The following is a 6,844-nucleotide window of genomic DNA, read 5'->3' on the forward strand; positions in this document are numbered from 1 at the left end:
TTCTCCTAAGCCGCCGCAAAACAGGAGCAACCTATCGCGCCCCAGAACTGTTTTTTCATTTGATCAGCTATTGGAAGTGGCGTTGTCCAAGCAATTCCATGGTCATGCCCATGCACATTACATGTATTTGAACAACCACAAGAAGAGGCAGCAACAGCAGCTAAACTGGTTTCTGCACCACCGATACCAATTTCTGCTTTCTGGTAGTAACCACCAAATTCATTTACCGGAGACCAATTTGGCATCACTGGAGGCAAAGGTGGGTTATGACCAGAAAATTCATCGGCAGCATAGACTACATTGCCTCCCATAATGGTGAGTACAGAAGTCAGGCTTTTAATTTCTTCCTCATCAATATTCATGAGATCGCCGGAAAGAACTGCTAAGTCAGCGTATTCACCGGGGATAAGGGCACCTTTTGCATGATCTTCGCCAGAAAACCAACTAGACCCTTTTGTCCAGAGATATAAAGCGGTTTCCCGATCCAGTTGATTGCTTTCATCATAAAGATCTAATCCACCAAGGGTTTTACCTGTTATCATCCAATAAAGAGATACAAACGGGTTATAAGAAGCCACACGTGTAGCGTCTGTACCACCACCAACGGGCACGCCCATCTCTAACATCTTTTTGATAGGGGGGGTTTCTTTGGCAGCGTCAGCACCATAGCGATTTACGAAATATTCACCTTGGAATGCCATACGATGTTGAACAGCAATTCCACCGCCAAGCGCTTTTACACGTTCGATATTTTTATCAGAAATTGTTTCCGCATGATCAATGATAAAGCGTAATCCATTAAAAGGAATATCTAGATTCACACGTTCAAACACAGCCAAGAAGCGTTCAATGGTTTCATCATATGTAGCATGGATACGGAAAGGCCAGCGATTTTCGACTAATACCCGAACAATTGCTTCAAGTTCTTCTTCCATGACTGGTTCAGGAGTCGGGCGAGGTTCTAGGAAGTTTTCGAAATCTGCTGCAGACCAAGTCAAATTTTCACCTGCGCCATTCATCCACAACAAATCATCACCTTGACCGGGGGATACCATGCCAGTCCATTTTTTATAATCTTCTAATTCGCCGCCTTTATTTTGGGCAAAAAGATTATAAGCAACACGAACCGTCATTTCGCCATTTTCATGAAGTTGTCTAATGATCTTATAGTCTTCAGGATAATTCTGCCCGCCTCCTCCGGCGTCAATAACAGAAGTGATCCCAAGGCGATTCATTTCCCGCATATAATGGCGAGACGAGTTATATTGATATTCTTCGGGTAATACTGGGCCTCTTGCTAAAGTAGAATATAAGATCAATGCGGAAGGCTTAGCCACCAATAATCCGGTTGGATTCCCCTTAGAGTCTTTTTCAATCACGCCACCTGGTGGATTTGGTGTGTCTTTATCAATACCGAGAGTTCGGATAGCTGCTTGATTTAACAATGCTTGGCCGTAAAGGTGCAAGATAAACACAGGTGTATCCGGTGCCGCTTTATTGATTTCTTCTAGTGTAGGCATACGTCGTTCTTCAAATTGGAACTCTGACCAACCGCCGACAACTCGCACCCATTGCGGGGCAGGCGTTTTATCCGCTTGTTTTTTGAGCATCTCCAAGGCTATTGCAACAGATGGGACACCTTCCCAACGAAGTTCCATATTATAGTTCAATCCACCACGAATAAGATGCGTATGAGAATCATTTAGCCCCGGAATGACGCGCCGTTTGTTCAAATCAATAACTTTTGTATCGTCCGATGACAGTTTCAGGATATCTCTATCAGTTCCAGTCGCCAGAATGCGACCTTGTGAAATAGCGACGGCAGTTACTTCTTTTTTCTTTGAATCAAGTGTTGTGATTTTGCCGTTGTGAACGATTAAATCCGGTGTAATATCCTGTGCCATTGCATCACCTCCAAAAAAAGGGAAAAATTTGTTAATTGCAATTCCAGCCGCACCAAGTGCACTCGCTTGCAATAATTTGCGTTTGGCTTCATCTAGCCGATAGTGATCTTTGTTTTTGCTCATAATGTTCACCTAAAACCTGTCGCAGCTCGAATGGAAACACGTTATATCTCTCTATTCAGGCAGGGGAATAAACTCATGTTCATCGCCAGGAACCTTTGGGAAATTACCGTTTTTCCAATCAACTTTTGCTTGCTCTAGTCTTTCTTTGCTTGAAGATACAAAGTTCCAAAAAATATATCGTGGACCATCCATTGCTGCGCCGCCCAATAACATCATGCGAACCGACGTTTGGGCGTTAATAACAACTTCATCTCCCGGGCGCAGAACCAGCATTTGTTGCGGCTCATAGGAAACACCTGCTATTTCTATGAGACCTTCAACCACGTAAATTGCACGTTCTTCCGTATTTGATGGAATGCGTATTTTTTGCTGTGGTTCCAAATCCAAGTCGACATATAAGGTGTCCCATTGCGTTTTAACGGGTGAGGAAAGACCTTCGAAACTACCTAGTATGATGCGTCCATTTACGCCATCTTCATTAAAAACAGGTAAATCTGTTTTGGCGGTATGATGAAAGGCAGCGTCACCTTCTTCGAATTTCTTTGGTTGGGCGAGCCAACTTTGTATGCCAAATAGTTTGGACGGTTTTTTTCGAATATCCAATCCGGTTCTTTCCGAATGTACGATACCAGAGCCAGCGGTCATTAAATTCACGTCACCAGGCACAATGCGCATGTCATTACCCAAGCTATCTTTGTGATCCATCGTGCCGTCAAATAAATAAGTCACTGTCGAAAGTCCAATATGAGGATGAGGTCGAACATCCACACCTTGACCTGTCAAAAACTCCCCAGGGCCCATTTGATCCCAGAAAATAAAGGGACCAACCATACGTTTCTCGCGAAATGGTAATGCCCGGCGTACTTCAAAGTTGCCTATATCACCTGTACGAGGAATGATGACCATTTCCACGGATTCAGGGCAGTTCTCACTCATTTCAGGCTCTACGCCGGGCATATAACTCATCTTAACAGTCCTTCTTCAAATGCACCGTTAGTCTCTAGGACCGGAAGGTGCCTTTACTTTATGTGGAAATTCAGCACGTTGAGGCTGTTTGTGAACATGCGTATATGCGTAATCCACACCCATGCCATAGGCACCAAAATGTTCTTTAACGATTGCTAATGTATCATCATAAGTTTCTTTACGAGACCAATCACGTTGCAGTTCAAGTAGAAGTTGGCAACTTGTGATGCTTTGGGCGCCGTGTTGCTCCATACGACGTACTGCTGCGTTATGGGCTTCGTCCGAAGTACCGCCAGAAGCGTCAGTCACGATGATGACTTCATATCCTTCGTCAAGGGCACAAATGGTAGGGAAAATCAGGCAAGCTTCCGTCCATAGAGCTGCGATCACGAGTTTCTTTTTACCTGTGGCTTCAATCGCCTCAACAAATGCTTTGTCTTCCCATGAATTCATAGATGTACGTTCAATCGGATCTTGTTGAATGACATCCATCAATTCAGGCCAAATATAGCCAGAAAAACTGTCTGTTTCTACAGCAGTCAAGATTGTAGGAACATTGAATATCTTCGCAGTTTTTGCCATTGCAACTGTGTTGCTTTTTAGAAGCTGACGATCAATATTTGCAACACCGAAACTCATTTGCGGCTGGTGATCAATAAAAACAAATGTACAGTTATCTGGGGTTAGAAGTTTTTCTGTTGCGGCAGTCATAATGCGTCTCCTTTAATGCATTGTTGATTGTGTTATTGGCAGATCAATGATGCCTTTTTCGGCCCATAAATCTTCCGTGGATTTCTTAAAACTTTCCAATCTGTCACTGAAAAGTTTGAGTAATTCTTGTTGATGATCATCCGTTAGATCGGGGGCTTGCCATTCACATATAATATCCATCTTGGTGATGTGCTGACCGATATCTTCAAGTTGGTTCAACACTTCTCCTCCTTCTTTGTCGCCCTTAAAAACAGCACGAAATGAATAACTTTCATCTCTGATAAATACCCGCTGTGTTAAGAGGCGGTTATTGAAGATAACTTCTCTCAATAAGCCGTCTTCATATTCCTCTAAAATTTCTCCACCCTGTAATCCTGAAATGGGGCATGCCTCTCTTTCAAAGCTGCTTTCTGTAATAAATTCCCAAACCAGATCGATGGGTGCGTGAACAAGTATCGATAGTTCAATTTTCATCTTTTTCTCTTTCCTGAACTCAACATAAGGACTATCTAAAGAAAGGTATTTTATAATCCTGCGACATGTTTCAAATTCCTGCGGGTAAATGTTTATTAGGAAGATTTTTGGCGAAACTCTTGTGGGGTTTGACCTGTTTGCTTCTTAAAAAAACTTTGAAAATGCGACTGGGATGAGAACCCTAAAACATTGGCAATCGCCACAAGGCTCATATCAGACTTCAAAAGATATTCTTTCGATTTTTCAAAACGGACATTAAGAATATATTGATAGGGTGATTGCCCGAGATATTCTTTAAAGACCCGTGTAAAATGATATTGGCTTAATCCCATTATGGCCGCGAGTTCGGCTACTTTGATTTCTTGGTCCAGATTTTGATAAATATGATCCAGCACCTTCTTCATATGCACAGGTGAATGCATACGAAAACTTGGTAATTCCTTTTTCATATCTAGATAATGGGATAGGATTTTTGCCATTAAAACGTCATAGAGAGATTCAAGATACAGAGCACCTCGTTCAACTTCACCAAGTTGCACTTGCTCTATTTCTCTAAGTACAGAATATATCAAAGGGGAATCTACTGGTCCGCTCTGTTTTACTTCGGCCTTGTTGAATTTACCTTTCGTATACTCAACCACCTTATCATTCAGCACAGTTTCGTGAATGCACAAGATTGCCTGTCGATAGGGCGTCTCAATCCGATATATTATTTCCTTTCCTGCGGGAACAATCGTGATCAATTGCCCGGGATAAGACACAAAGGCTTCTTGTTTACCGTCCGAATGGAAGGCACCTTCAATCGTTTGATCTTCACTGATATTCACATAGAAAATATTATAGCCACTAGGTATCACTTTTTTATCGTAGGGGCCTGCCTCCACAAAATAGAGTTTCGTGGGGTATTTACTATGTCTGCAAAGGCTGCAATTACTTTCATAGGATGCATATGGATCATTTGGTAATACGCGGCCTACATCATCTATATGTCTCATGTTTAGACCTTCATATCGAATAAAATAACTTCTGCATTTTGCGCATTATCAAGGACGAGCTTCTCTTCATCTTTGATTGCTAAACCATCTCCTTCTTGAATAGTTTCCCCGTTCACATTTATTTGGCCGCGCGCAATTTGCATCCATTGAATTGTATTTGGTCTTGGAATGAATTCAGTGGTTTCATTTTCCTTGAAAAGGCCCGCATACATATCAACTTGTTGGTTAATGGTGACACTTCCATCACGCCCATCAGGTGACATGACTAATTTTAGCTGGCCCTGTTTTTCCGCAGCAGCGAAGGATTTTTGCTCATAGCTTGGTTCAATGTTACCTTCTTCCGGTAAAAACCAGATTTGTAAAAAGTGAACACCTTCTGATTTAGAGTGATTAAATTCGCTGTGAGTTACACCGGTTCCGGCACTCATGCGTTGAATGTCGCCAGGTTTAATGATTGATCCGTTTCCCATAGAATCCTTATGCTCTAATGCACCATCCAGTACATAAGAGATGATTTCCATATTGTTATGTGGATGCGTACCAAAACCTGCCCCGGGAATAACCCGGTCTTCGTTAATTACACGAAGCGGACCGAATCCCATATGTTCATAATCTAGATAATGCCCGAAAGAGAAGGTATGCATACTATTCAACCAACCCGCATTTGTTGGTCCACGATCATTTCTGTGTCGTTTTGTAATCATTTTTATCTCCTTCAATCTGTAAATTTGTTTTTCTAGAAATAAAGGTAGTTATTCTGGAATGATTTGATAATATATCTAATTTGAACATCAATATTCGAAATATTAGAATAATGGATAAATTAGCAAATATGCAGGCCTTTGAGGCTGTGGGACGTACAGGCAGCTTTGCCGAGGCAGCAAGAAAGCTGAATGTTGCAAATTCAGTTATAAGTAAACGTGTCAAAGACTTGGAAGATTTTCTAGGTAGCCAATTGTTAATACGGACGACTAGACAGGTAAATTTGACAGATACGGGCTACAGCTATTTGGAATATGTCAGTCGTATTCTAAATGAAATTGAAGAGGTTGAAGCACGTATTCAGTATAAAATAGACAAACCAAGTGGCACAATTATGCTTGCGGCACCTCTCAGCTTTAGTTTGCAATTCTTGGGTCCGACCATTGCGTCATATTTAGATAAATATCCTGGTGTTGAAATAAAAACATATCTGTCTGATCGAAGTGTCAATTTGATGAATGAAGGATATGATTTGGCTATTCGGACAGGTCCGTTAAAAGATTCTAGCTTAATAGCAAAGAAATTGGTGAATTGCAGACGTGTTATTTGCGCCTCCCCAGATTATTTTAAAAAATATGGAAAGCCTCACCTTCCTCAAGATTTAAAGGACCATAACTGTCTAAGTTATTTGAATTTAGCTGATGGGAAAGCTTGGCCCTATATGGAAAATGGAAAGCGTAAATGGCAAAATGTATCGGGTAATTTCTCCTCAGATAATGGAGATTTACTTTATGAAGCCGCGCTTGCTTCTCATGGAATTACATTTCTTCCAACTTTTATTGTAGGTGAGGCAATTCAGACAGGTAAGCTCATTACGGTTCTAAACGAATATGAGGAAACAGACTTTAACATTTTTGCAGTATATCAACATACAAGGCATCTATCGACTAAGATAAGGACTTTTATTGA

7 protein-coding genes are annotated in these 6,844 nt (G+C 41.4%); 1 reads left to right on the forward strand and 6 read right to left on the reverse strand.

Annotated elements, in window-relative coordinates; translation table 11 throughout:
- Positions 1 to 5 precede the first annotated feature (5 nt).
- From E1160_RS09130 to E1160_RS09155, 6 genes are all read right to left on the reverse strand, one after another.
- On the reverse strand, positions 6 to 2,027 hold the full coding sequence (locus E1160_RS09130) for an amidohydrolase (RefSeq protein WP_155154844.1): 2,022 nt from the start codon (positions 2,025 to 2,027) through the stop codon (positions 6 to 8).
- A 51-nt stretch (positions 2,028 to 2,078) separates the two neighbouring features.
- Entirely contained in the window at positions 2,079 to 2,993 is a 915-nt protein-coding gene (locus tag E1160_RS09135; RefSeq protein WP_155154845.1) for a pirin family protein, read from the reverse strand.
- A 27-nt stretch (positions 2,994 to 3,020) separates the two neighbouring features.
- Positions 3,021 to 3,704, reverse strand: coding sequence for a hydrolase (locus tag E1160_RS09140; protein WP_155154846.1), 684 nt, complete (start codon positions 3,702 to 3,704; stop codon positions 3,021 to 3,023).
- A 12-nt stretch (positions 3,705 to 3,716) separates the two neighbouring features.
- Entirely contained in the window at positions 3,717 to 4,178 is a 462-nt protein-coding gene (locus E1160_RS09145) for an SRPBCC family protein (protein ID WP_155154847.1), read from the reverse strand.
- Positions 4,179 to 4,273: 95 nt separating this feature from the next.
- A complete protein-coding gene (locus E1160_RS09150) occupies positions 4,274 to 5,173 on the reverse strand; it encodes a helix-turn-helix domain-containing protein (protein ID WP_155154848.1) in 900 nt (299 codons plus the stop codon).
- A 2-nt stretch (positions 5,174 to 5,175) separates the two neighbouring features.
- Positions 5,176 to 5,877, reverse strand: a complete 702-nt coding sequence (locus E1160_RS09155; protein ID WP_155154849.1) for a pirin family protein — start codon at positions 5,875 to 5,877, stop codon at positions 5,176 to 5,178.
- Between the two features lie 110 nt (positions 5,878 to 5,987).
- On the opposite strand from E1160_RS09155, the gene E1160_RS09160 reads away from it, so the two are divergent.
- On the forward strand, positions 5,988 to 6,844 hold an 857-nt coding region (locus tag E1160_RS09160), incomplete at its 3' end, for a LysR family transcriptional regulator (RefSeq protein ID WP_155154850.1).

The organism is Curvivirga aplysinae (assembly GCF_009711445.1).
In the GTDB taxonomy this organism is placed as follows: Bacteria; Pseudomonadota; Alphaproteobacteria; order UBA8366; family Aestuariispiraceae; genus Curvivirga; species Curvivirga aplysinae.